At 42.8% G+C, this 22,824-nt stretch carries 21 protein-coding genes; 13 read left to right on the top strand and 8 right to left on the bottom strand.

The features are described from left to right. Positions 1–393, top strand: a 393-nt coding sequence (locus tag PHN32_07340; protein MDD3777404.1) for an NAD-dependent deacetylase, incomplete at its 5' end; no start/stop codon positions are given. Here PHN32_07340 and nadE read toward each other — a convergent pair. Then, positions 383–1,276, bottom strand: a complete 894-nt coding sequence (gene nadE, locus PHN32_07335; protein MDD3777403.1) for an NAD(+) synthase — start codon at positions 1,274–1,276, stop codon at positions 383–385. The genes PHN32_07340 and nadE overlap by 11 nt on opposite strands. Positions 1,277–1,547: 271 nt before the next feature. On the opposite strand from nadE, the gene PHN32_07330 reads away from it, so the two are divergent. Further along, the gene (locus PHN32_07330; GenBank protein MDD3777402.1) at positions 1,548–3,680 is read left to right on the top strand and encodes a PAS domain S-box protein; all 2,133 of its coding nucleotides are present in this window, start codon (positions 1,548–1,550) and stop codon (positions 3,678–3,680) included. Here the strand turns inward: PHN32_07330 and PHN32_07325 are convergent, their stop codons facing one another. Then, positions 3,681–4,307 carry an isoprenylcysteine carboxylmethyltransferase family protein gene (locus PHN32_07325; GenBank protein MDD3777401.1) on the bottom strand — a complete coding sequence of 209 codons (627 nt, stop codon included), beginning with the start codon at positions 4,305–4,307 and terminating at the stop codon, positions 3,681–3,683. A 113-nt stretch (positions 4,308–4,420) separates the two neighbouring features. Here PHN32_07325 and PHN32_07320 point away from each other — a divergent pair, with 113 nt between their 5' ends. From PHN32_07320 to PHN32_07305, 4 genes are all read left to right on the top strand, one after another. Next, positions 4,421–4,927 (top strand): cupin domain-containing protein, encoded by a 507-nt coding sequence (locus PHN32_07320; protein ID MDD3777400.1) that lies wholly within the window; start codon positions 4,421–4,423, stop codon positions 4,925–4,927. Further along, complete coding sequence (locus PHN32_07315; GenBank protein MDD3777399.1) at positions 4,876–5,397, top strand: RDD family protein; 522 nt, start codon at positions 4,876–4,878, stop codon at positions 5,395–5,397. Before PHN32_07320 ends, PHN32_07315 begins: the two co-directional genes overlap by 52 nt. Positions 5,398–5,478: 81 nt before the next feature. Continuing rightward, positions 5,479–6,216 carry an ATP-binding cassette domain-containing protein gene (locus tag PHN32_07310; GenBank protein MDD3777398.1) on the top strand — a complete coding sequence of 246 codons (738 nt, stop codon included), beginning with the start codon at positions 5,479–5,481 and terminating at the stop codon, positions 6,214–6,216. Beyond that, positions 6,213–7,133: a SufD family Fe-S cluster assembly protein gene (locus tag PHN32_07305; GenBank protein MDD3777397.1), complete on the top strand. Its 921-nt coding sequence runs from the start codon at positions 6,213–6,215 to the stop codon at positions 7,131–7,133. Before PHN32_07310 ends, PHN32_07305 begins: the two co-directional genes overlap by 4 nt. Here the strand turns inward: PHN32_07305 and PHN32_07300 are convergent. Together PHN32_07300 and PHN32_07295 are read right to left on the bottom strand one after the other, a co-directional pair. Further along, positions 7,126–8,040, bottom strand: a complete 915-nt coding sequence (locus PHN32_07300) for a homocysteine S-methyltransferase family protein (protein ID MDD3777396.1) — start codon at positions 8,038–8,040, stop codon at positions 7,126–7,128. The genes PHN32_07305 and PHN32_07300 overlap by 8 nt on opposite strands. Further along, positions 8,040–8,135 (bottom strand): AURKAIP1/COX24 domain-containing protein, encoded by a 96-nt coding sequence (locus PHN32_07295; protein MDD3777395.1) that lies wholly within the window; start codon positions 8,133–8,135, stop codon positions 8,040–8,042. Before PHN32_07295 ends, PHN32_07300 begins: the two co-directional genes overlap by 1 nt. Positions 8,136–8,496: 361 nt before the next feature. Between PHN32_07295 and PHN32_07290 the strand changes: the two genes are divergently transcribed. Beyond that, entirely contained in the window at positions 8,497–10,734 is a 2,238-nt protein-coding gene (locus PHN32_07290; GenBank protein MDD3777394.1) for a vitamin B12-dependent ribonucleotide reductase, read from the top strand. On the opposite strand, the gene PHN32_07285 is transcribed toward PHN32_07290, so the two are convergent. Further along, positions 10,731–11,276 (bottom strand): macro domain-containing protein, encoded by a 546-nt coding sequence (locus PHN32_07285; protein ID MDD3777393.1) that lies wholly within the window; start codon positions 11,274–11,276, stop codon positions 10,731–10,733. The two genes, PHN32_07290 and PHN32_07285, sit on opposite strands and share 4 nt — an antisense overlap. A 102-nt stretch (positions 11,277–11,378) precedes the next feature. Between PHN32_07285 and glpK the strand changes: the two genes are divergently transcribed. From glpK to PHN32_07260, 5 genes are all read left to right on the top strand, one after another. Continuing rightward, positions 11,379–12,941 (top strand): glycerol kinase GlpK, encoded by a 1,563-nt coding sequence (gene glpK, locus PHN32_07280; protein ID MDD3777392.1) that lies wholly within the window; start codon positions 11,379–11,381, stop codon positions 12,939–12,941. A gap of 45 nt (positions 12,942–12,986) precedes the next feature. Further along, a complete protein-coding gene (locus PHN32_07275; protein ID MDD3777391.1) occupies positions 12,987–14,447 on the top strand; it encodes an NAD(P)/FAD-dependent oxidoreductase in 1,461 nt (486 codons plus the stop codon). Beyond that, a complete protein-coding gene (locus PHN32_07270; protein MDD3777390.1) occupies positions 14,444–15,682 on the top strand; it encodes an FAD-dependent oxidoreductase in 1,239 nt (412 codons plus the stop codon). Before PHN32_07275 ends, PHN32_07270 begins: the two co-directional genes overlap by 4 nt. Beyond that, entirely contained in the window at positions 15,672–16,034 is a 363-nt protein-coding gene (locus PHN32_07265; protein MDD3777389.1) for a DUF1667 domain-containing protein, read from the top strand. Before PHN32_07270 ends, PHN32_07265 begins: the two co-directional genes overlap by 11 nt. Positions 16,035–16,106: 72 nt before the next feature. Further along, positions 16,107–16,847 carry a hypothetical protein gene (locus tag PHN32_07260; GenBank protein ID MDD3777388.1) on the top strand — a complete coding sequence of 247 codons (741 nt, stop codon included), beginning with the start codon at positions 16,107–16,109 and terminating at the stop codon, positions 16,845–16,847. Here PHN32_07260 and PHN32_07255 read toward each other — a convergent pair. From PHN32_07255 to PHN32_07245, 3 genes are read right to left on the bottom strand one after another with little or no spacing between them, the layout of a single operon-like run. Continuing rightward, positions 16,844–17,764, bottom strand: a complete 921-nt coding sequence (locus PHN32_07255) for a lysophospholipase (GenBank protein MDD3777387.1) — start codon at positions 17,762–17,764, stop codon at positions 16,844–16,846. The genes PHN32_07260 and PHN32_07255 overlap by 4 nt on opposite strands. Next, the gene (locus tag PHN32_07250) at positions 17,765–20,533 is read right to left on the bottom strand and encodes a calcium-translocating P-type ATPase, PMCA-type (GenBank protein MDD3777386.1); all 2,769 of its coding nucleotides are present in this window, start codon (positions 20,531–20,533) and stop codon (positions 17,765–17,767) included. A gap of 31 nt (positions 20,534–20,564) precedes the next feature. Then, the gene (locus PHN32_07245; GenBank protein MDD3777385.1) at positions 20,565–21,407 is read right to left on the bottom strand and encodes a lysophospholipid acyltransferase family protein; all 843 of its coding nucleotides are present in this window, start codon (positions 21,405–21,407) and stop codon (positions 20,565–20,567) included. 112 nt (positions 21,408–21,519) lie between these two features. On the opposite strand from PHN32_07245, the gene PHN32_07240 reads away from it, so the two are divergent. After that, complete coding sequence (locus tag PHN32_07240) at positions 21,520–22,677, top strand: hypothetical protein (protein ID MDD3777384.1); 1,158 nt, start codon at positions 21,520–21,522, stop codon at positions 22,675–22,677. Positions 22,678–22,824 lie beyond the last annotated feature (147 nt).

Below are 22,824 nucleotides of genomic sequence, written 5' to 3'. Positions count from 1 at the left end.
AGGGTGCTGGAGGTACATGGTAACCTGAACCAGGCTTATTGTATGCAATGCCGTCAGCAATTTGATTTTAATTATCTATTGGATTTATCCCAGACCGAAGTTCCTCCCCGCTGCGCCTGCGGCGGCATTATTCGTCCCGGCGTAGTCCTGTTCGGGGATCCATTGGGCCCTGATTTTCAGAAAGCGGAACAAAAAGCAGTACAAAGTGACATGATGCTGGTTATAGGCTCCAGCCTGGAAGTAAGCCCAGTCAACAGGCTGCCTGAACTCTGTGGCCGCTTTATAATTATAAACCTGGAAAGCACAACCTATGATTGCTTGGCCCGGATGGTTTGGCATCAAAAGGCATCTACTGCTTTAGAAGACATATATAAATTAATAGCTAAAGATTAAGGTGCATGGGGGGCTGCCTGAGCCACTCCGATTTATTAATTAAATTTTGCACCCTTTCTACCTCCTCCATGCTTATGCCAGCTATTTCTGCAATATGGCTCAAGGTAAGGTTGTGCTCCAGTCCGGAAAGTATGATATCTAGTTTAGGATAATTAATTTGCAGCAGCTGTTCGTCCCCTATGGCTGCCCCCAGGTCGGGAGTTGGTGGCTTTTCTATAAACCTGGAGGGGATATTTAGATATTTAGCCAGCTTAATCACTTGGGTTTTGTAAACTCCAGACAAAGGCATAATGTCTGCAATCCCATCCCCGTATTTAACCCATAGACCGGTTAGCCACTCACTTTTATTAATGGTCCCTACCAGTAAATAGTGGTTTATTTCAGCATAATAGAGCAGCAGGGATGCCCTTATCCTGTTTTTGATATTCAGGAAAGCCAAGGGCTTATCCAGTTTCCTGTTTCTTCCTTCCAAGCGGGACATAAAAGGGTCAGGACCCAGGTCTTCTATCTTTTTGGCTATGAACTTTTTAACTAAAGAAGCAGGAAACAGCCAGGGGGGAGGGTATAAGCGGTATATTCCCAGCATCCACAAAGGAAGGGTAATTTTTTTTAAAATATAATCTATACCCAAGTGGCGGCAAAGATTTACTGCGTCTTTGACATGCACGCTTTGGGAATCCCGCTCCGGCAATATTACTGCTTTTACCCTGCTGCTGCCCAGGGCATTAAGGCATAATTTTAACACCACTGATGAATCCAAGCCGCCGCTTAAGCCTACTATAGCCCCATCACGGTCCAGGCTTAAAGCGTAACTTCTGATAAAACCTTCCATGGTACTGCAGGCAAGGCTTTCGTTTAAGGATAGTAATTGGGTAGCATTCATTTTCCTATATTAACATTTAATGCTGACTGCTAAAACCATTAACAGTGTTGGAAATATTTATATGAAAATTGTAATAAAAGTAGTAAAATAAATAAACATGTGTAATTGGGGAAAAGAAGGGGAACTAGATTCTTTATTCTAAAATTAGGGTTTTTGCATTTATAGCCCAAATCAATGTTGAAAATATAGTCTTAAATACTGCACATAAATTTCAAAGCAAATTATCCGGAGAATAAATCAACCCTGAAAAATAACATAGAGCAATAGGTAAATGTCTCTATTTAAACGTTACAACTTGATTTTTGAATACCTGCCTTTCCCGGCAGCAGTAGTAGATAAACAGGGTATTATAGTAATAGCTAATAAAGCTATGGAACAGCTGCTGAACCTTGATTGCACCCGTATTCAACACCAGGAGCTGCTCCAATTTATCCCCGGAAGCAGTAGACTATCCTTTAAGAGGCAATGGGAAAGTGTTGAAAAACCCCCTTACCTGGTCCAAGGCCAAGTAAAGATGGGTACAAAAAGCATGATTAGGGAGGTAACCTTCTACGGGTCCAGGATCTTGAATCATAAAGGACAGGAAGCTTTTTTGTGGGTTGGCCAGGACAACGATATTCATAACCATGATTTAAGGCATAAGGAAATGATAGATAACCTACCCTCTGCAGCAACAGAGATGGATACTCAAGGAAACATTTATTATGCCAATTACCGTTTTGCCAAAATGCTGATGATGGGGAGAAATCAAATTGAAGGCAAAAAAAACATCGCTGATTTTGTTCCGGAATACGAGAAAGACAACCTAGCTAAAAATATTAGCACACTGGCCCAAGGAAAACTGGTAGGCAGGAATGAATATACTGCCGTTCGCAAGGATAATAGGACCATACCAGTGTTAAGCGATTCTATTCCCATAAGGGATCCAAAAGGAAATGTAGTGGGCATAAGGACGGTTATAGTTGATATAACCCAGAGGAAAGAATTTGAAGACCAGCTACGTGAAAATGAAGAAAAGTTCAGGACTCTGTTTAATAATGCCAATGACCCTATATTTTTATTTGAATTTGATCCCCAACAAAAAAAGTTTTCCAATTTCTTGGAAGTAAACAAGATTGCTATAGAGAAATATGGCTATAGTAAAAAACGGTTCCTGAATATGTCTCCCCTGGATCTGCTGGATAAGGAATCTATGAGCAGGGTCCCATCTGTCCATGATAAAATAGCAGCCAAGGGCAGGCATACTTTTGAAATGATGCATGTTTTAAAAAACGGAAAAAAAATATCGGTAGAAGTCAGCTGCCGATCCTACCGGTTAAAGGATAAAACCATAGCCATGTCCATAGCCAGGGACATAACTGAAAGGAAAAAAGTGGAAAACAAAGTCCGCTATTTCAGTTTTCATGATAAGCTTACCGGCCTTTATAACCGTTCTTATTTTGAGGAAGAGTTAAAGAGGCTGGATACCAGGAGGCAGCTGCCCCTGAGCATAATAATGGGCGACCTGGATGGTCTCAAGCTTATCAATGATGCTTTTGGCCATATGGAAGGGGATAAATTGTTAGTGAAGGCTTCCTCCATTTTGATGGAGTGTTTTAGGGAAGAAGATATTGTAGCCCGTTGGGGCGGGGATGAATTTGCCATATTGCTGCCCAAGACAAGCTCCTTTACTGCTCATGAGCTTATAAAAAGGATTAAAAAAAGATTTCAACAAGAGACGGTGCACTATCTTCCCTTATCCATATCTTTGGGCCTATCTACCAAGAGCAAGGCTTACCAGAAGGTAGAGGAGAAAGTGGTGGAATCTGAAAGCCAAATGTATAAATCTAAATTAAATGAATCCAAGAAACTTTCACTACAGGTAATAGATTCTTTACGTAAAACCCTTAATGAGAAACTGGAGATTGAGGATAACCATGGGAAAGAAATGAAAGCTTTAGCCCGGAAACTGGGCAGCTTGGCGGGACTCAAGGGACAGAAATTGGATAACCTGGAGATTTTGTGTCATTTTTATGATATTGGCTTGATTTCAGTACCGGTAGAACTATTGCATACCAAAAGGAAGCTCTCCAAAAAAGAGTTGAAAATAATTAGGCAGCATGCCGAGATTGGTTACAGGATATGTATAACTTCTCCCCATCTTTCTGCCATAGCTTTTGATGTGCTTTCCCATCATGAATGGTGGAACGGTAATGGTTACCCCCAGAGGCTAAAGGGAGAACAAATCCCTTTAAACTCGAGAATCATAGCTTTAGTGGATGCCTATAAAGCTATGACCAATCATAAGCCTTACCGCAAGCCCTTAAATAAAGCTAAGATAATCGAGGAATTAAAAGCGGGAGCAGGAAGACAATTTGATCCTATTTTAGCCCGTCAGTTTATCGCTATGATTTCTTCTGCTTAATCAGGCGGATTGTTTAGAGCCTTTAATATTTGACCATATAGCTACTATCTTGAAAGTGATATAACGTCCTACTTGTTTGGAATAATCCACATAGCTCTTTCCATATATTTTGGTAAGGTATTTTTCCTCTGATATGGCTTGATAATGAAGTATAGCTGCTACTGCTACCCAAAAGATTAGAAATATCAGGTTGCCCCGGATTAAAAAAGTTCCTAAAAAGTAGAGATTAAAAAACACATATATAGGATGACGGCAGTAGCGGAATATGCCGGATTTTACCAAATTTCCTGGGTTAGCTTCGCTTATACCCAGCCTCCAGGAAGTGCCCAGATTTACAACAGCCCAGACCAGCAGTACAAAACCCAATATTATTAAGGCCAGGCCTATTGGTTTTACAAAGAAGGCATCAAATAATTTTTGATTAAAAGGCCAGCCAAATATTCTAGATTTTAGATTCAAGGAATAAAACAATACTTCCATAGCCCATATATTTACCAGCAACAATAACAGTATTTCTAAAAGTTTACCCAATCTTTTCAGTTTGATTTTTAAGGCTATGGGGTTGATTTTCTTTTTTCTTCTTATATAGATGCTATTGCCAACAATAAGGGTTAGAAAAAAGGCCAAAAAAAATATCTGAATATAGTTAAAAAATTGGTCCAAATTTATTTTAATTGTTTTAAATTAATCTTATTTTAATATAATTGATAGAGTATTAGAAAGAAAAATAAGAGGTATGGATGAATGAGGTAGACAAAATTATAGAAAAATATGGTTTAAAACCTCTTCCTGGAGAAGGCGGCTATTATAAAGAGACCTATAGAAGTAAAGAAATAATAGCCCCTTCTGGCCTGGGCCAGGATTATTCAGGAGCTAGAAATTTATCCACTTCCATACTCTACGTGGTAACCCCCCAGCATTTTTCTCGTCTGCACCGGTTAATAAGTGATGAGGTTTTTCATTTCTATAAGGGGGACCCGGTATATATGCTCAACCTGTTTGAAGATGGAACTGCCCAGGAAATAATACTGGGACAAAATATTGAAGCAGGGCAAAAGGTACAGCATATGGTACCAAAATACACCTGGCAGGGGGCCTGCCTGCTTGAGGGCGGAAGCTATGCCCTGCTGGGAACCACAGTATCCCCGGGATTTGATTTTGCAGATTACCAGGATTATAAGGGAAAGGAATCAGAATTAATAGAAAAGTACTCTCAGTATCAACCTCAAATAGAAATGCTGATTTAGCATATGCTGGATTAGGCTTAAGGTTTATAGCATTGCTAATAGATTTATTATTATTCTGTGCCCTGTTTTTCCCTATCACCCGCATAATTAAAGGAGTATGGATTATGTCTGCCAGCCATCACCTTTGGGCCCGGGGCTGGTTCATAACCGACCCTTTGTGTATAGGTTTCTTGTTGTTTATGTTTCTTTATTTCATTTTGCTAGAAGCTTATTGGGCAAAAACGGTGGGCAAAGCAGTGATGGGCATAAAGATAATAAATATGGAAGGTAAAAGTCCCGGCATTAAAAGAAGCCTGATAAGGAATTTTTTAAGAGTAGTAGACGGTTTACCAACTTTAAATCTTTTAGGAATTATGCTAATTATTACTTCTCCTCAAAGATCCAGATTTGGGGATAGAATTGCTGGTACCAGGGTAATCCAGACAAGAAATCCCATAAACACCAATGAAGATAAGGTGTCTAAAAAATAACCTCTTTTGTCTGTAAAATGCTCTAACCAAAGGTCTCTAATTCTGCTATAATTTAATATCTTTGAAAGCGAGGAGATTAAAATGAGCATATTAAGCATAAAGGATCTGAAATGGTCCATAAACGGCAATCATATACTTAATAACATAAACATGGATTTTACCCAGGGGCTGATCCATGCAGTGGTAGGGCCCAATGGTGTAGGTAAAACTACTTTGGGTAATGTAATCATGGGTATAGAAGGATATAGGGATTTTGAAGGGGACCTGATCTATGAAGGTAAGTCCATTAAAAAAATGGACCTTTACCAGAGGGCCAAAGTGGGAATAACCATGGCCTGGCAGGAGCCGGCCAGATTTGAAGGATTAACTGTAGAAAAATTTATCTCTGCGGGAGCTAAAGATAAGAGCAGGCAGGCCCTGGAAGCTTTTCTTACTATAGTAGGGATGAATCCGGCTGAATATATGGACAGGATAGTAGATAAGAATCTAAGCGGGGGAGAAAGAAAGAAAGTAGAGCTGGCCTCCATATTATCTATTGAACCCAAGCTGGTTATACTGGATGAACCAGATTCCGGGATAGACGTAGCTTCCTTGCAGAATATTTTTAATGCCATGAAATATCTAAAGAAAAATGGAGCTACCATAATCCTGATAACCCATAGCCTGGAAGTACTGAAACAGTCAGAACACGCTTTTCTGTTATGCTGCGGCTCGGTATTAAAAGAAGGTACTGTAGATGAGATTTCCCTTTACTTTGAGAACAAATGCCTGCCTTGCGACCACATAAACCAACCACAAAAAAACGGAGATAGCTTATGAGTATTGAAGATATAATTAATGCTGCCAATTTACATAAGGCCATACATGACCAAGATACAGCCAGGCTTATCATAGACCGGGATAAGGTTATTGATTCCCATGATGTTAAGGGCTTAAAAGTTAAGACCAAACATATTAAAGACGGGGTAGATATTAACATAAAGCTAGCTGATAATACAGTAATAGAAAAGCCGGTACACCTATGTTTCGGGGTAACCCATAAACGGGCTTTACAAAAGATTATCATGAAAGTGGACATAGGGGCTAATTCCAAGATACTGATCTATTCCCATTGTGTTTTTCCCAATGCAGAAGATGTAAAACATATAATGGACGGTAATATTAGGGTAGGGAAAAATGCCAGTTACGCCTATCTGGAAAAGCATATCCATAGTGAACAGGGAGGAATAACCGTAATTCCCAAAGCCAAAATTACTTTAGAGCAGGGAGCCAGGGCAAAGACTGAGTTTGAATTGCTCCAAGGAAGGGTAGGCAGTATTGATATCGATTATGAGACCTATTGCGGGCCGGACTCCGTTTTGGAAATGACAGCCAGGATCGACGGCAAAGGAAATGACCATATAAAAATCAGGGAAGCTGGCAACCTGGCGGGAGAGAACTCCAGGGGAGTTCTTACCTCCAAAGTAGCAGTAAGGGACCATGCCCAGGCAGAAGTCTATAATAAGCTGGTGGCTTCTGCTGCCTATGCCCGGGGACATGTAGACTGCAAAGAAATCATTCAGGGAGATGCCAAAGCCAGTGCTATTCCCATAGTAGAGGTAAACCACCCCAAGGCGCATATAACTCACGAAGCTTCTATTGGAAGCGTGGACTCCAAACAGCTACAGACTTTGATGTCCAGAGGCCTGGATGAAGACCGGGCGGTAGAATTGATTATAGAAGGGCTGCTTAGCTGACTACTTTTATAATTTCCTGTATATGCTGGGGAGTACTGCCGCAGCAGGCCCCTATTATGGAAGGATTATAGGGTAGGTACTTAGCAATATTTGCAGCCATTATTTGGGCTGATTCATTATATACAGTCTGCCCATCTTTTAATACAGGTAAACCTGCATTTGGCTGGAACAGTAATTTGGCCTTCTTATCTGCTTCTCTCATTTTCTGGGCTACTTCCAGCATGGAAACAGAACCAAGGCTGCAATTAGCGCCAACTACTGCTGCCCCTGCCTCCTGTAATTGCTTCACCGCATCCTGGGCTTTATTTCCCATCATGGTGACCCCATTAGGGCCAAAGGTCAGGCTGCATATTACAGGCAGCTTTTCTGCTGCCTGTTGGGCTGCTTTTAAGGCAGCCAAGGCTTCATTTATATCCATCATGGTTTCAATCAGCACCACATCTGATCCCATACCGGCCAGGATTTCAATTTGCTGGCGGAAGTACTGGATAGCCTGGTCAGCACTAATAGTGCCTGAAGGCTCCAGCAATTGGCCCAGGGGACCTATGTCAGCTGCAATAAAGATTTTTCTGCTGCTGCCGGTTTTAGACCTGTACCTGGAAATAGCTTCCCTTACTGCCAATACTGCATTCTTATTTATCTCTTCAATTTTTTGTTCCAGCTGGTAAGACTTTAGTTTTACCGGATTGGCGCCAAAGGTATTGGTCTGTATGATATCGGACCCAGCGTTAAGGTATCCCAGATGGACTTCAATCACTTTTTCAATTTTTTGTTCATCTATGTTTAAATGGTCAGGACTTTCAGCTATACCCATGGATTGGAGCATGGTTCCCATGGCTCCATCACCAATGAGTATTCTCTGGTCCAGAGCATCCAAAAAAGATATATTGTTTTCTAAAATAAACATTATTTATTTCTTCTCTGCCATTTAGTTTTCTTAAGCATCTTCTTATGCTTCTTTTTTCTCATTTTCTTTCTTCTTTTTTTGATTATAGAGCTCATTATCACCCCTTTTTCGCGTTTAACATTTATCACCATTTTAACATATATAAGGAAAAAAGAATTATACCAGAATAAATCAATATTGGTAAACAAAAACCAAATATTATTTGGGATATAGCATGATTGCAGATAGTGGAAATTAATAATTTAGTAAATCTATTTAATTCTATTGACATACTATATGTTGTGCATTAATATTTAAACATACACTACATATTCTGATTTTATGATAATTTTATAATAATTTTAGCAATCCCAGGTGTTTGCCTTTTTTAATAGATATCAGTGAATAACATTTTAATTTGAAGGTTGGGCTATGGATAAAACAAAGAAATCTGATCAATATTATAGTACAAAGGAAATAATCTTAACTGAGAATGCAGTTAAGGTTTTAGAGCGCAGATACTTAAAAAGGGACCAGAAGGGCGACTTACTGGAAAACCCTAATGATATGTTTTTAAGGGTAGCCAGGAATATTGCCACTGCTGAAAAGAATTACGGTAAAAGCGAAGAAGAGATAAGCCAGATAGAAAGAAAGTTTTTCGACATAATGTCTGACCTGGATTTCTTGCCCAACTCCCCTACCTTAATGAATGCCGGTAAAGAGCTCCAGCAGCTGGCTGCCTGTTTTGTGCTGCCGGTAGGAGACTCCATGGAAGCTATTTTTCAAGCCCTTAAGGAAACAGCACTTATACAAAAGTCAGGAGGAGGAGTAGGTTATTCCTTCTCCAATATCAGGCCTAAAAATGATGTGGTGCTATCTACCAAAGGTGTTTCCAGCGGACCTATCTCCTTTATGACTGTCTTTAATGCTGCTACCGACACCATTAAACAGGGAGGCACCAGGCGGGGTGCCAATATGGGTATCTTGAGGGTGGACCATCCCGACATACTGGAATTTATAACCGCCAAGGAAGATTGTGAAAAACTTACCAATTTTAATATATCGGTAGGGGTTACTGAAACTTTTATGAAAGCGGTAGAAAATGATACCGAGTATGAGATTTTAAACCCCAGGACCAAAGAAGTGGTAGATCATTACCGGGCCAGAGAGATATTTGAGAAAATAGTAAAACATGCTTGGTCCAATGGGGATCCCGGTATCGTATTCTTAGATAGGCTGAACAAGGATAACCCTACCCCTAATATGGGCCAGATAGAGAGTACCAACCCCTGCGGAGAGCAGCCCCTGCTTCCTTACGAAGCCTGTAATTTAGGTTCTATTAACCTGGCTCATATGGTTAAGGAAGAGGCAGCGTCCAAGATAATTGATTATGAAAAATTAAGGGAAATAGTCCATGTGGCAGTAAGGTTTTTAGATGATGTTATAGACATGAGCAAATATCCTTTGGATAAAATTACCCAGATGGTTCACCAGAACCGTAAGATTGGTTTGGGAGTTATGGGTTTTGCTGATATGCTTATACAGCTGGATGTCCCTTATAACAGTGAAGAGGCATTGGAGCTGGGCAGAGAAGTTATGAGTTTTATACAGGATGAATCCAAGCAGGCTTCCAGGAACCTGGCCAGGGAAAGGGGACCTTTCCCCGCTATTAGAGGCAGTGTCTATGACAGCCCTGATGAAGAACCTATCAGAAATTCTACTACTACCACCATTGCCCCCACTGGAACCTTGAGCATAATTGCGGGATGCTCCAGCGGTATCGAGCCCATATTTGCTATTTCTTTTACTAAAAATGTTATGGACAATGATAAGCTGGTAGAAGTAAATCCCTATTTTGAACACATAGCCCGCCAGGAGGATTTCTACTCTCCTGAACTTATGATAAAGATTGCAGAACAGGGTAACCTGGATGGCCTGGAAGAAGTTCCCCAGAAACATAGAAGGGTATTCGTAACTGCCCATCAAATTACACCGGTATGGCATGTAAGGATGCAGGCAGCTTTCCAAAAATTTGTGGATAATGCTGTGTCCAAGACGGTAAACTTTCCCCATAATGCTTCCGAAAAGGATGTTGAAGATGTATATATGCTGGCTTACCGGCTGGGGTGTAAGGGCATTACCATATATAGGGATGGAAGCAGGGACAGCCAGGTATTACAGGTAGAAAGCAAGGACCCAAAGCAGGAAGAAAACCTTATTTCCCCGGAGGCAAGGACCCTATCAGCTACTATAAAGCCCAGGCCCAGGCCTGATGTTACCAGGGGCATGACCAAGAAATATTTAATCGGAGGCTGCGGAAAGCTCTATGTGACCGTTAACTCCGATGAAAAAGGTATCTGTGAGGTATTTACCAATACAGGTGAAGAAGGATGCTCAGCCTTAACCGAAGCCATAGGCCGCCTGATAAGCATATCCATAAGGTCCGGCATAGAGATCGACTCCATATTAAGCCAGCTGGAGGGCATCAGGTGCATAACCTGTATTGCGGATGATAATACCCATGTGCTTTCCTGCCCCGATGCCATAGGAAAGGCTATAGAATATTCAGCAAAGGGTACCAACAAGTTTGATCTGGATATAAAAAGCGGTCCTAAATCGATTATGATCTGTCCTGAAGAAGATTGTGGCGGAATCATGGAGCCGGAGGGCGGATGCTATGTATGCAGAAACTGCGGGTACTCCAAATGCTCCTAATGCGGGTTTAGAATCTTATCCAGGCTGTTATGGTAGGTGTTAAAATCTGTATCTGAGTAGAGAACAAACCTGACTAAAGCAGGCTTATGATTCTTTTCAAGATAATCTATTACTGTATTTAAGGCAATAATTGAGGCGGGTTCTACAGGGTATCCAAATATGCCGGTGCTTATGGAAGGAAAAGATATGCTGTTTAGGTTGTAGCCTAAAGCCAGGTCTAAGCTGCTCTTATAACAACTGCTTAGCTTTTTAGGATCCTGGGAAGAATTGCTGTATACAGGACCTACGGTGTGTATTACAAAGCGGGCAGGTAAAAGGTATCCCTTGGTTATCCTGGCTTCCCCGGTAGGGCACCCTCCCAGAGTTCTTGCTTCCTTCCAAAGTTCCGGTCCGGCTGCCTGGTGTATAGCGCCAGAAACTCCCCCTCCCGGTGAAAGCCGGGTGTTGGCTGCATTTACTATGGCCTCTGTCTTTTGCTTGGTTATATCGCCTGTTGCCAGCTCTAGCCGGGCTAATCCCATATGGTGAACCACAGGTTCCATAGCCCTCCTTTAGTCTTGGTTCAAAACTATTGTTTTTAAATTGAACCCTATCCATTATAATATATGATATATCTTTTATATACAAAGGAGGAACCCTAAATAGTGCTCCTGTCAAAAAGTGATACCATACCCCAGGTTTCCGCTAAAGCCTATAGGCAAAATCCTTCCCGCCAGGATTATATAGGAGTATTGGATCTGGGAACTACTTCAATTAGGTTTATAATATTTAACCTGGATGGCAATGTGCATGCCCAGGCTTTTCAGCCTATTGCCCAGGTTTATCCCTATCCCGGTTGGGTGGAAGAGGACCTGGAAGAAATTTGGTCTGCGGTAATTTTGGTTATTGAAGGGGCCATCGATCAAGCAAACATAGAGTCAAACCAGATTATGGCTCTGGGAATTACTAACCAAAGGGAGTCGGTAGCCATATGGGAAAAGGATTCCGGCCGGCCGATGGCCAACCTTATTGTTTGGCAGGACCGGAGAACTTCTGCCCAGTGCAGGCTGCTCCAGGACAAGGGTTATGAAATGCTGGTAAAGCAAAAAACAGGATTGACCATAGACCCTTATTTTTCTGCCACTAAAATTGCCTGGCTTCTTAACCACTATCCGCATATAAATGAACTGGCCCAGGCAGGCAAAGCGGCTTTTGGTACTTTGGACTCCTATATAATCTATAAACTGGCCGGCAAGCATGTTACCGATTATTCCAATGCTTCCCGCACTTTACTGTTTGATATCAACCAGCTGGAATGGGACCAGGAGCTGCTGGAAATTTTCGGGGTACCCAAAAATATATTACCCCAGGCCATGCCCAGCTACGGCCACCAGCATTTTGGACAGACCAAGGCCGGCTCTCCCTTTGGGGCCGGCATACCCATAGCCTGCGTATTTGGAGATCAACAGGCAGCATTATTCGGGCAGCGGTGCTTTTCTAAAGGGGATATAAAATCAACCTTCGGTACCGGCTCTTTTATCATGATGAACAGCGGCATAGATAAAATTAACAGCCATCACGGCCTGCTTTCTACTATTTTTTACAGTAATGGCCGGGAAGTCTATTATGCCCTGGAAGGGTCCGTATACAATACGGGCAGCATATTCCAATGGCTTAAGGAGGGCATGGGGATCATAGGGGATTACAAAGATATTGAATTTTTAGCGGCCGGAGAGGATTACCAGGATAATTTGTTTATAGTCCCTGCCTTTACCGGGCTGGGCGCCCCTTATTGGGATCCTTTGGCCCGGGGCATGCTGATTGGAATAACCCGGGCTACCAATAAAAAACAGATAATAAGGGCAGCGGTGGAATCCATAGCCTACCGTACCCTGGATGTGCTTAATGTGTTGGAAAAGGAAACCGGTTTGCACCTGCCCCAGGTAAGAATTGACGGCGGTGTTACCAAAAACAGGCTTTTCTGCCAGATACTGGCGGATATAACCGGAAAGGAAATAGACAAGCTGGATATTGCCGAAATTACTGCTCTGGGAGCCATGTATGGGGCAGGGCTGGGCATGGGCTTATGGCCTTCTGCCAAGGATATCAAGAACCCTATGGAATATGAAAGATATTTTTCTGAGATGGAAGCTGGTCTTAGAAAAAAACTATACAGTAAATGGCAAAAGGCTGTGGAGCGGTCCCGGAACTGGGCTGATGAAAAGTAACTGTAAGAATTTTATGGCCTTCCCTAATAAGGATTAAATTTTAGAATGGCTGCACAAAAACCTAAACCTTTTTTTAAAGCAGATATAGCTATCATAGGAGCGGGAATTACCGGATGCTGCTTAGCCCGCGAACTTTCCAGGTACAACCTGACCATAGCGGTCCTAGAAAAAGAGCAGGATGTAGGCTGGCAAACCACCAAGGCTAACAGCGGTATCCTGCATGCAGGATATGCAGGGGAGCCAGGAAGCTTGAAATTAAAGTTAACCCATCAGGGGAACAAGATATTCAGGCAGAATGCCCCAGAGTTAGATATACCCTTAAAAAATATTGGTTCCCTGGTAAACGCCAGCAGCCCGGAAGGCATTAGCGCCCTGGAGCAGCTCTACAGCCAGGGGAAACGGCAGGGGATACAAAAACTATCTTTACTACGCAGCTATTCTAAAATAAAAGATCTGGAGCCGGCTGTAAGCAGCCAGGTTACCGCCGCCCTATATGCTCCCGATGCCTGTATTGTATCTCCCTATGAAGCGGCCATTGCCGCTTACGAGAATGCCAGGGCAAATGGGGCCATATTTTTATTAGGTTTTGAGGTGCAGGGGATTAAGGCCGGTAAATCCTTTATTTTGCACTCTGACTCAATGGCCATTGAGTCAGATTATATAATTAATGCAGCAGGGATTGCTGCCCACCGCATAGCCGGGATGATAGGCGACCACAGTTTTACCATTAATCCGGTAAAGGGACAGTATATACTGCTGGACCGGGAAACTGAAGGCTTTGTATCCCATATTAATTTTCCCCTTACCAGGGGCAGGGAAAAAAGGTCCAAGGGCATCCTGGTAACCCCTACTATAGGTGGAAACACCCTGATAGGACCGGATTATGAGCCTTTAAAAAAGATTGATACAGAGACCACTGAGCAGGGCTTGGCCCGGATTAAAAATAAAGCGCTCAGCTGGTTTCCCGGTATACCTTTTAGCCAGGCTATAACTTCCTTTGCCGGAATAAGGGCTGTATCCGATACCAATGATTTTGTAATATCAGCTTCAGCAACAAATCGGCGTTTTATAAATTTAGCAGGGATACAATCTCCAGGGCTAACCTGTGCTTTTGCTATTGCCCGGATGGCTATAGGCCTGCTCCAGGATTCAGGGTTAAAAGTTACACCTAACCGCCGTTTTAATCCAATAAGAAAATCCATATTGAAACTTGACCAGTCCCAATATAGGGCCAACCAGGCTCTGTATAAAACAAATCCCGGCTATGGAAGGATAATATGCCGGTGTGAGAAAATAACTGAAGCAGAAATAGTGGAAGCCATAGCCAGGGGAGCCAGAACCCTGGATGGCATCAAGTTTAGGACCAGGGCGGGTATGGGCCGGTGCCAGGGCGGATACTGCAGCCTTAAAATATTAGATATCCTAGCCAGGGAACTGGGCCTGCCCCTGGAGGAATTGACTAAAAAAGGAACAGGTTCAAAAATGGTTTTAGGAAGCATATTGTGAGTAATTCATATGACCTCATTATTATAGGGGGAGGACCGGCAGGGCTGGCTGCCGCCTGTAAAGCCCGGCAGATGGGTTTGGATAGGATGGTAGTAGTAGAGAGGGAGAATTTTTTAGGCGGTATCCTGCCTCAATGCATCCATGCCGGTTTTGGCTTAAATATTTTTAAGAAAGAGCTTACCGGGCCTGAATATGCCCAGTTATTCATAGACCAAGTAAAAAACCTTGATATAGAAGTAAGGCTGGATACCATGGCCTTGTCTATCAATAGGGCCAAGGAGGTAATAATTGCCAGCAAGAAAGCTGGCTTTAGCACTATCAGGGGTAAGGCCATAATACTGGCCTCTGGATGCAGGGAAAGAACCAGGGGGGCACTATCCATTGCCGGAAGCAGGCCTGCCGGAGTTTACACCGCCGGGGTAGCCCAGAGAATGATAAACCTGTACGGCTGCCTGCCTGGAAAAAAAGCAGTAATATTGGGGTCTGGTGATATTGGCCTAATTATGGCCAGAAGGCTTATATGGGAAGGATGCCAGGTGGAAGGGGTTTATGAGCTTATGCCTTATTCTTCCGGTCTTAATAGAAATATAGTGCAATGCCTGGAGGATTATGATATACCCTTAGCCTTTCATTCTACCGTTTCCCGCATTATAGGCGGGGGGAGGCTGCAGGCAGTAGAGATAACAAATACTGTAAGCGGGGCCGCTAAAATAGTAAAATGCGATACCCTGCTGCTGTCAGTAGGGCTAATACCGGAAAATGAGCTGGCCAGGGAGGCTGGCATAGGGATGGATCCAGCCACGGGAGGACCTGCAGTAGACCAGTTTTTTTCCACTTCTGCTGAAGGCATATTTTCCTGCGGCAACTCCTTGTTTGTTTATGACCTGGTGGACCAAGTAACCAGGGATGCTTATCTAGCCGGGAAAGCAGCAGTAAACTATATCAGGGGAAAAAGGCATGCCCGGCCTGAAATAGAAGTGGCAGCTGGCCGGGGTATTAGCCAGCTGATTCCCGAAAAAATTACCGGTACCGATGGGGTAGAATTTAAAATCAGGGTTAAACAGCCTTTTGTCCAGGCCAGGCTCAGTATTAAAGGTACCAGGCTGAAACGAATCCAAAAATATCTTAACCCGGGTGAGATGGTCCTTTGGAGAGTGCGGAGGGAGGATTTTTCCAAATATGAAATTTCCAAACACCAGAAAATTGTGGTAGAGGCAGAAGGCTATGAAAACTAAGCAGCTAACCTGTATTACCTGCCCGGCAGGATGCCGGCTTGATGTCTGTTACACAGGGCAGAAAATTATAAGTATAAGCGGAAACCAATGCCCCCGGGGCCTGGATTTTGTCCAAAAAGAGATATTTAATCCGGTAAGGATATTAACCACTTCCATAACCATAGAATCTAAAATAGCCCGCCGGCTGCCAGTTAGGAGCAAGGATCCGGTAAGAAAGGATAAATTGACACAACTTATAAGGGAAGTTAAAAAGATTAAGGCCGAAGCCCCGGTAAAAGCAGGTGATTGCCTGGCTGCAAACTTGCTGGGCACGGGAGTCCAAATAATAGCTTCACAAACCATAGATTCCTGAAAGGGAATGCCTCCCTTGTAACTTTTTACCAACCATTGTATTCTTTAATCTACGCTATCAGGAAGGTTATTAATGAACATGGAAGATAAGATAAAATACGTATTGGAAAACACCGAAGTGCTTATACTTCCCCAGAAGTATTTATCCACATCCGGCTCTACTACCATGAGCTATTTTATAGTATCTGAGCCCCTGTACAAGGAATTTGAAGGGGAAAGCGGAGAGGAAGAAACAGTAGTCAGGCAGGGAAAAATCACCTGGGAAAAACCTAAACTTATTACCCCCTCCTATATGTTGCGCCTGGAAGGATTCAGCCCTGAAGCGCAGGAAGCCTTAAAGATGCTGGCCAAGGAAGATAGTGACCTGGCCCTTATTTTATATAACCTGAAATTTATAAAAAGTGCTGAACAGATGGAGATAGTAAGCAAGCCTATTACTGCTATTGCCGAAAATATTGAAAGCCAGATAAATAATAGCCAGGATCAGGCTTGCGGGCTGATAAAGGGAGTAGATGAATTTTGGGATATCTCCCTGTTTAAATTTATACAGGAAGTAATCACCTATAGCGCACAGCGGTCACACCTGCCGGAGATGTTTAAAAAGAACTATATTAACCTGAATGCTGAAGGTAAGCCGGTACTGGCCCGGGACCGTTCTGGAATACCGGTAGCGGTAAGGCTGGAAGTTGATAAAAAATTTAAACAGTTTGAAAAGGGAGAAATTGATGCCGGCCAGTTAAAAAATGAGCTGGATCGCTGGGATATTTATGCGCAGTATGAAGACCGGTTTCTGCATTACTTTAAAAACAGCTAAAGGCGGGAGCTTATCCAGTTTATTATATCCTGGTATATGGTTAACCTTATTTCTTCATTCAACAGTTCATGCCGGCAACGGTCATAGATTTTAAACTTCAAATCTTTTATCCCTGCTTTTTGGAAAAGCTGATAGACTTTTTCAACCCCTTTAGTCATGTGGCCTACTGCATCCTGGCTTCCAGCCATCAACAGCAAGGGCAGGGTCTTTGGTATTTTTTCCAGGTTGCTTACCTTATAAATATCCAGGGTAGCCCGGGCTAAATCGTAAAAAAATTTGGTGCAGAAAACAATGCCGCAATGGGGATCTGCAATATAGTTATCCACTGCTTCTGTGTTGGTACTCAGCCAATCATAATCTGTTCGGGCAGGCATAAAATGTTTATTGTATCCACCGAAAAGCATATTATGCAGCAGCTGGCTGGGGGCATGTATTCCTTTAAATCTTGATTGCAGGGCTGCTATAACCAGACCTATCCTGGAGAAAATGGGTTGAGGGCTGGCCACTCCGGTAAGCAACAGTCCATCTATGAAGTCGCCATAAAGATAAGCAAAATTGATAGCCAACAGGGAGCCCATGCTGTGTCCCAGCATAAATACGGGTTTTCCGGGATGGCTTTCTTTTATATGCCTGTTTACTTTTAGCATATCCTCTATCATATACTGCCAGCCTCTTTGGGGAGGGCATAAACCAGCCTGGCCCTGCTGCTGGGCTAGTTTTCCATGCCCCCGGTGGTCGTGGGCATAAACTGAGATATGGTTGTTGGTTAGGAATTGGGCAAAAGGGCCATACCTGGCTGAATGTTCTGCCATCCCATGGGCAATTTGAACCACAGCCTGTTCATCGGCAGCGGTCCAGCGGTTTACTTCCAGGTCATAATTAAGGGAGGAGTTTAATTTAATACAGGTGTGATGCACTCAATCTCCCTTACCTGAAGTCTTATATCTTATCTGGTTAATGAAATTAATAATTATTACTGGTACCAAAGAGCTAATAACAATAAGCAGCCAGTGATTTAGGGAAAGGGCGGTAGTATTGAAAATATCCTGCAGCCAGGGAATATAGATAATAGCTGCCTGCAGAAGAATGGAGGCAATAATTGCCAGATTCAGGTATTTGTTGGCAAAAATATCTTTGGTAAATATCCCCCGGTTTTGGAACCTGAAATTAAAAGTATGGAACAGCTGTGAAAGCACCAGGGTAGTAAACACGCTGGTGTGGAATATATCTATATCATGCTGAGTATTATGGGGAAATATTACCGGTCCGGCAAAAAACACAAACAAAGCCCCAAAGGTTAGCACCAGTCCCTGCCAGCTGACAATACCCAGCCTTCGGGGGCTAAGTATTTGTTCCTTGTTCTTCTGGGCTTTCCGTTCCATTATATTTGCTTCTGGAGGGTCTACCCCCAAAGCCATTGCAGGCAGGCCGTCAGTAATCAGGTTCATCCATAATATCTGTACCGGCAGCAGGGGTATATATAAAAATCCCCGCTCTCCCAGTATAAGGTAGAAGATGTAGTCGCCAAACACTATGGCTATAAACATAAGCAGCACTTCAGAAATATTGCAGGACAAAAGGAATAGTATGAATTTTTTCAAATTATCATAAATAATCCGCCCCTGCCTTATGGCTTTTACTATGGTGGCAAAATTGTCATCAGTTAGTATCATCTCACTGGATTCTTTACTGACATCAGTACCGGTTATTCCCATAGCTACTCCTATATCAGCTTTCTTTAAAGAAGGAGCGTCATTTATGCCATCTCCAGTCATGGCTACAATATGCTGGTTCTTTTTTAAGGCATCCACAATGGCCACCTTATTGGCAGGAGATACCCGGGCAAAGATCTTAATATTTTCAATCTGCTGCTGCAGCTCTTCCGCAGAAAGCGCATCCAGCTCTTGGCCGTCCAGCACCAGGTCCCCTTCATCAAGAAGCCCCAGCTCGGTGCCGATAGCCTGGGCAGTCAACTTGTGGTCACCAGTGACCATGATAACTCCGATATTAGCCCTTTTGCATTGCTTGATAGCTGCTGCCGCTTCCGGACGGGGAGGATCTATCATGCCTATTGAACCGCAATAAATTAAATCCTGCTCTAACCTGCCTACCTCTTTTGCTGAGGGGATCTGGTCCAAGGCTTTAAAAGCAAAGGCCAAGGTACGCATAGCATTTTTAGCCAGGCCGGTATGGTTATTGGCTATATTTTGCCTGTCCTGGTCGGTAAGGGGGGTAACCTGGCCCTCCTTTATTATCCGGCTGCAGCGGCTTAAGATGACCTCGGGAGCACCCTTGGAGAATAATAGGTGCTCTTTTTGGTCCTGGTGTACGGTAGTCATCATTTTCCGTTCAGAGTCAAACGGCTCTTCAGCTATCCGGGGCATTTTCTGTTCCAAATCAGATTTGGACAGAGAATAAGACTGCCCCAGCTCCAATAGCGCGGTTTCAGTAGGGTCACCGCTGACCGTGCCTTTTTGCTCATCTATATAATAAGCATCATTGCAGAGAAGGGCTGCCTGGAGCAGGTAATTTAAGCCCTGTCCTGAAGGCTTTAGGCTGCTTTTATCCTGTTGGCTGATATAGTCAGAATATGGTTTATCTTCATTAAGGCCGGTAAAAATTTTTCTTACCATCATCTTATTAATAGTAAGGGTACCGGTTTTATCTGTACATATTACAGTAACCCCTCCCAGGGTTTCCACCGAGCTGAGTTTCCTGATCAAAGCATTATTCTTGGCCATCTTCTGCACCCCTAAAGCCAGTGAAACGGTAACTATGGCTGGAAGCCCTTCGGGTATAGCTGCTACCGCCAAAGCCACTGCTACCAGCAGCATTTCACCCAGGGGATTTCCTTTAAGCAGGCCAGATCCAAATACTATTACACTTATTACTATGCATATTATCCCTATCTTTTTGCCTACTGTTTTCAATTCCTTCTGCAGGGGAGTAAGCTCTTCTTCCTGCTGCACCATGGAGGCTATCTTGCCTATTTCTGTATTTTTTCCGGTTTCTACAATCACAGCCCTGCCCCTGCCCCGGGTGATGACGGTACCGCTAAATAATAAGTTGATACGATCCCCGATACCCAGCTGGGGGTTGTCTAAAGCGGTATTAATTTTGTCTACAGGCATGGATTCACCGGTAATGGGAGCCTCATTGGTCTGCAGGTTAACCTGTTCCAAAACCCGGCAGTCTGCCGGTACCAGGTCCCCGGCAGTCAGTTTAACTATATCCCCGGGGACCAGAAGATTGGAATTAACCTGCAGCTCTTGGCCGTCCCTTATAACCTTGGCCGTGGGACTGGCCAGCTCCTTTAGTGCCTGCAGTGCTTTTTCAGCCCGGTATTCCTGGACAAAACCCAGCACGGAATTAATAACTAATATAATCAGTATTACAATGGCATCGGTAATCTCCCTGACAATCACCCCTGAAATAAAGGCGGCTGCTATAAGTATCCATATCATGAAGTCGTTAAATTGGGATAAAAATATTTTAAAAGGAGACCTGCCTTTTTTTTCTTCCAGTTCATTTTTGCCGAAAGAGGCTAAGCGTTGACGGGCCTCCTGGCTGGATAGACCCTGCTGGGCAGAAGTAGAAAGTTTTTCCAGCAGCTGTGGGGTGCTTAATGTATGCCAAATATTCTTGGATATAATCTTGCTGTTATTTGAGTCTTTTTGTTTGGACATAATACATTAAATATAGAATTATAACCGGATATTAGTCAACCCAAATATCATGGAACATTTCCCACTGGTCAATATGCTTTCTAATATAAGCTTCCAAAACTTCCACCATCCTGTCCAAATTATGGGAAGCGTCTTTGCTGCTGTCAATAGCCAGGGGCGGGCCAATTACCTGGTGATGGGTATATTTTTCTTTTCTATAGATAAAACTGGGTAGAAGGGGTGCCCCTGATTTTAATGCAGTTACAATGGGGCCGTAAGGGATTTTTGATTTTTTACCAAAAAAGTCTACTGGATCTGCCTTATCAGTGGGGTCCCAATCAGTAGGTATGGCTACAACTCCGTTTTGTTCTAAAATCCTGAATATGTTTAAAAGACGGTTATTATAGATGGTATGAAGTCTTTTGGATATCCTTTTTGACTCGAAAAACCTATTGAGGGGTTCATATTTCCGCCTCATGCCCATGCCCCAGGTATTCTCTATTTCTACCGCTATCCTGCAGGCACCCCACTCAAAATTTCCAATATGTGCTGTAAATATTATGGCTCCCTTACCTTTTTTAAGGGCATTTTTTAAATTTTCCATGCCCTCCAGCTCTATCAGCTGCTTCAGCTTGTCCCTGGATACCCGCTTGTGTTTGAGAAAATCAACCACATTCATCAGCCAATTCTTGTAAATCATTATAGCCGTTTTATAAACACGGGGGTCATCCTGCTTTAAGGCAAGTACCCGGGAAATATTCTTTTTTAAGGGAGTAAGATTAATCCTGGCTGCTACTGCCAGCCTGGCCAGTATCCTGGCAATAAAATAGGCAATAGGATAGGGGATAACAAAAGCAAGAAATTCAATAAATTTATAGCCAATGAAAGCAAGCATCTGTAATCCTATTACTAATTTGGTAATGATAAAAATGTAAGGATAAATATTGTATAATGATATTAAATTTTGAAGTTAATTAAAAGCATTTTCTAAGATAAGGGGAGGTTAGATGAATAAAGATAACAGCGGTAAAATAGGATTGGCGCAGGTACTGGATTACAAGCCTTCAGGAAACCTGGTTGTATCGCTTTATTTGATGGTAGATGGGGCCAGGACCGATAAAAGAGGCTACCTGACCACTCTAAATTCCATGATAACCCAAAAAAAAGATGAACTGGAAAATAATCCTGGTATTCCCCGGGAAGATAAAAAAAAGGTTTATGATATTTTTGAAAAGATTAAAAGTTATGTGGATGACAGGTTTAAGGCTGATTCGGCAAAAACACTTCTCATATTTTCAGATGGGGAACAATTATGGCAAGAACTGGCTTTTCCCATAGTGATGAGGTCCAAAATAATTGTAGATCCCAAACCCCATACACAGAACTTAAGGTCTATGGTGCAAAGCTTTAACAAATATGCTATTTTGCTCATGGACCGTGAGAAAGCCCAGATATACCTCCTTTATCTGGGGCAGATAAATGAATACCTGGCCGCCTTTATAAATGACGTACCCTCCAAGGTTAATTTCAGGAGCGAAGCTGCTTTCAGGGAAAAGAAACTGCTGGGCAAGATTGAGGAAAAGCTCCACCGCTTCTTTAAAATTATAAATGATAAAACCATGGAGCTGTTCAGCCAGGGAAAATTTGACTATTTGATAGTAGCTGGCCGAAAAGAAATATTATCTAATTTTTCCAACTACCTGCACAATTACCTGCAGTCCAAAAAAATTGGACAGATTGAAGCGCAGCCAGATACTGAGGTGTGGCAAATAAGCAAAAAGGCCCAGGAGCTGGTAGACCAGTATGAAAAGGCGACTAAAGATAAATTAGTGGATGATCTTTTTGACGAATATAATCCCAATGGCTGGGCAGTAGCGGGGATAAAAGCTACCATTAAGGCTTTACTTATAGAACAGATAAGGACCCTGGTGTATGACCGCAACCTAATACAGGAAGGTTATGTTTGTGATTCCTGCCAATATATTAGTGTGGAAAAGCAGGAAGGATGCCCTTACTGTGAGGGACAGCTTGTTTATTATCACGACATAGTTGATGAGATAGTAGAAGATGCTTTGGGGCAGGGCTGTGAAGTCATAGACGTAGAAGGAAACCAGAGGCTGTCAGCAGCAGGAGGCATAGCTGCTATATTGAGATATAAGTTGTAGCTGATAGAATTCTAAAGTCCAAATCTTTATAGCCAGGCAAGCTTCAGGTAAATCCGGCTGTTTTAAAAGCTGCATGAAGGGTTTGGCGATCAGCTTGAACCAAGGCCGGATTTATGGTATAAACTTCTTTGGCAAACAATACTTTTA

The organism is Actinomycetota bacterium (assembly GCA_028698215.1).
GTDB lineage: Bacteria > Actinomycetota > Humimicrobiia > Humimicrobiales > Humimicrobiaceae > Halolacustris.
This window is presented reverse-complemented; position numbering and strand designations above follow the sequence as displayed.

Excerpts from the sequence above, each read along its gene's own strand:
- nadE (MDD3777403.1), bottom strand. The coding sequence starts at position 1,276 with ATGAATGCTACCCAATTACTATCCTTAAACGAAAGCCTTGCCTGCAGT.
- PHN32_07330 (MDD3777402.1), top strand. The coding sequence starts at position 1,548 with ATGTCTCTATTTAAACGTTACAACTTGATTTTTGAATACCTGCCTTTC.
- PHN32_07320 (MDD3777400.1), top strand. The coding sequence starts at position 4,421 with ATGAATGAGGTAGACAAAATTATAGAAAAATATGGTTTAAAACCTCTT.
- PHN32_07310 (MDD3777398.1), top strand. The coding sequence starts at position 5,479 with ATGAGCATATTAAGCATAAAGGATCTGAAATGGTCCATAAACGGCAAT.
- PHN32_07305 (MDD3777397.1), top strand. The coding sequence starts at position 6,213 with ATGAGTATTGAAGATATAATTAATGCTGCCAATTTACATAAGGCCATA.
- PHN32_07300 (MDD3777396.1), bottom strand. The coding sequence starts at position 8,040 with ATGTTTATTTTAGAAAACAATATATCTTTTTTGGATGCTCTGGACCAG.
- PHN32_07295 (MDD3777395.1), bottom strand. The coding sequence starts at position 8,135 with ATGAGCTCTATAATCAAAAAAAGAAGAAAGAAAATGAGAAAAAAGAAG.
- PHN32_07285 (MDD3777393.1), bottom strand. The coding sequence starts at position 11,276 with ATGGAACCTGTGGTTCACCATATGGGATTAGCCCGGCTAGAGCTGGCA.
- PHN32_07275 (MDD3777391.1), top strand. The coding sequence starts at position 12,987 with ATGGCTGCACAAAAACCTAAACCTTTTTTTAAAGCAGATATAGCTATC.
- PHN32_07265 (MDD3777389.1), top strand. The coding sequence starts at position 15,672 with ATGAAAACTAAGCAGCTAACCTGTATTACCTGCCCGGCAGGATGCCGG.
- PHN32_07260 (MDD3777388.1), top strand. The coding sequence starts at position 16,107 with ATGAACATGGAAGATAAGATAAAATACGTATTGGAAAACACCGAAGTG.
- PHN32_07250 (MDD3777386.1), bottom strand. The coding sequence starts at position 20,533 with ATGTCCAAACAAAAAGACTCAAATAACAGCAAGATTATATCCAAGAAT.
- PHN32_07245 (MDD3777385.1), bottom strand. The coding sequence starts at position 21,407 with ATGCTTGCTTTCATTGGCTATAAATTTATTGAATTTCTTGCTTTTGTT.
- PHN32_07240 (MDD3777384.1), top strand. The coding sequence starts at position 21,520 with ATGAATAAAGATAACAGCGGTAAAATAGGATTGGCGCAGGTACTGGAT.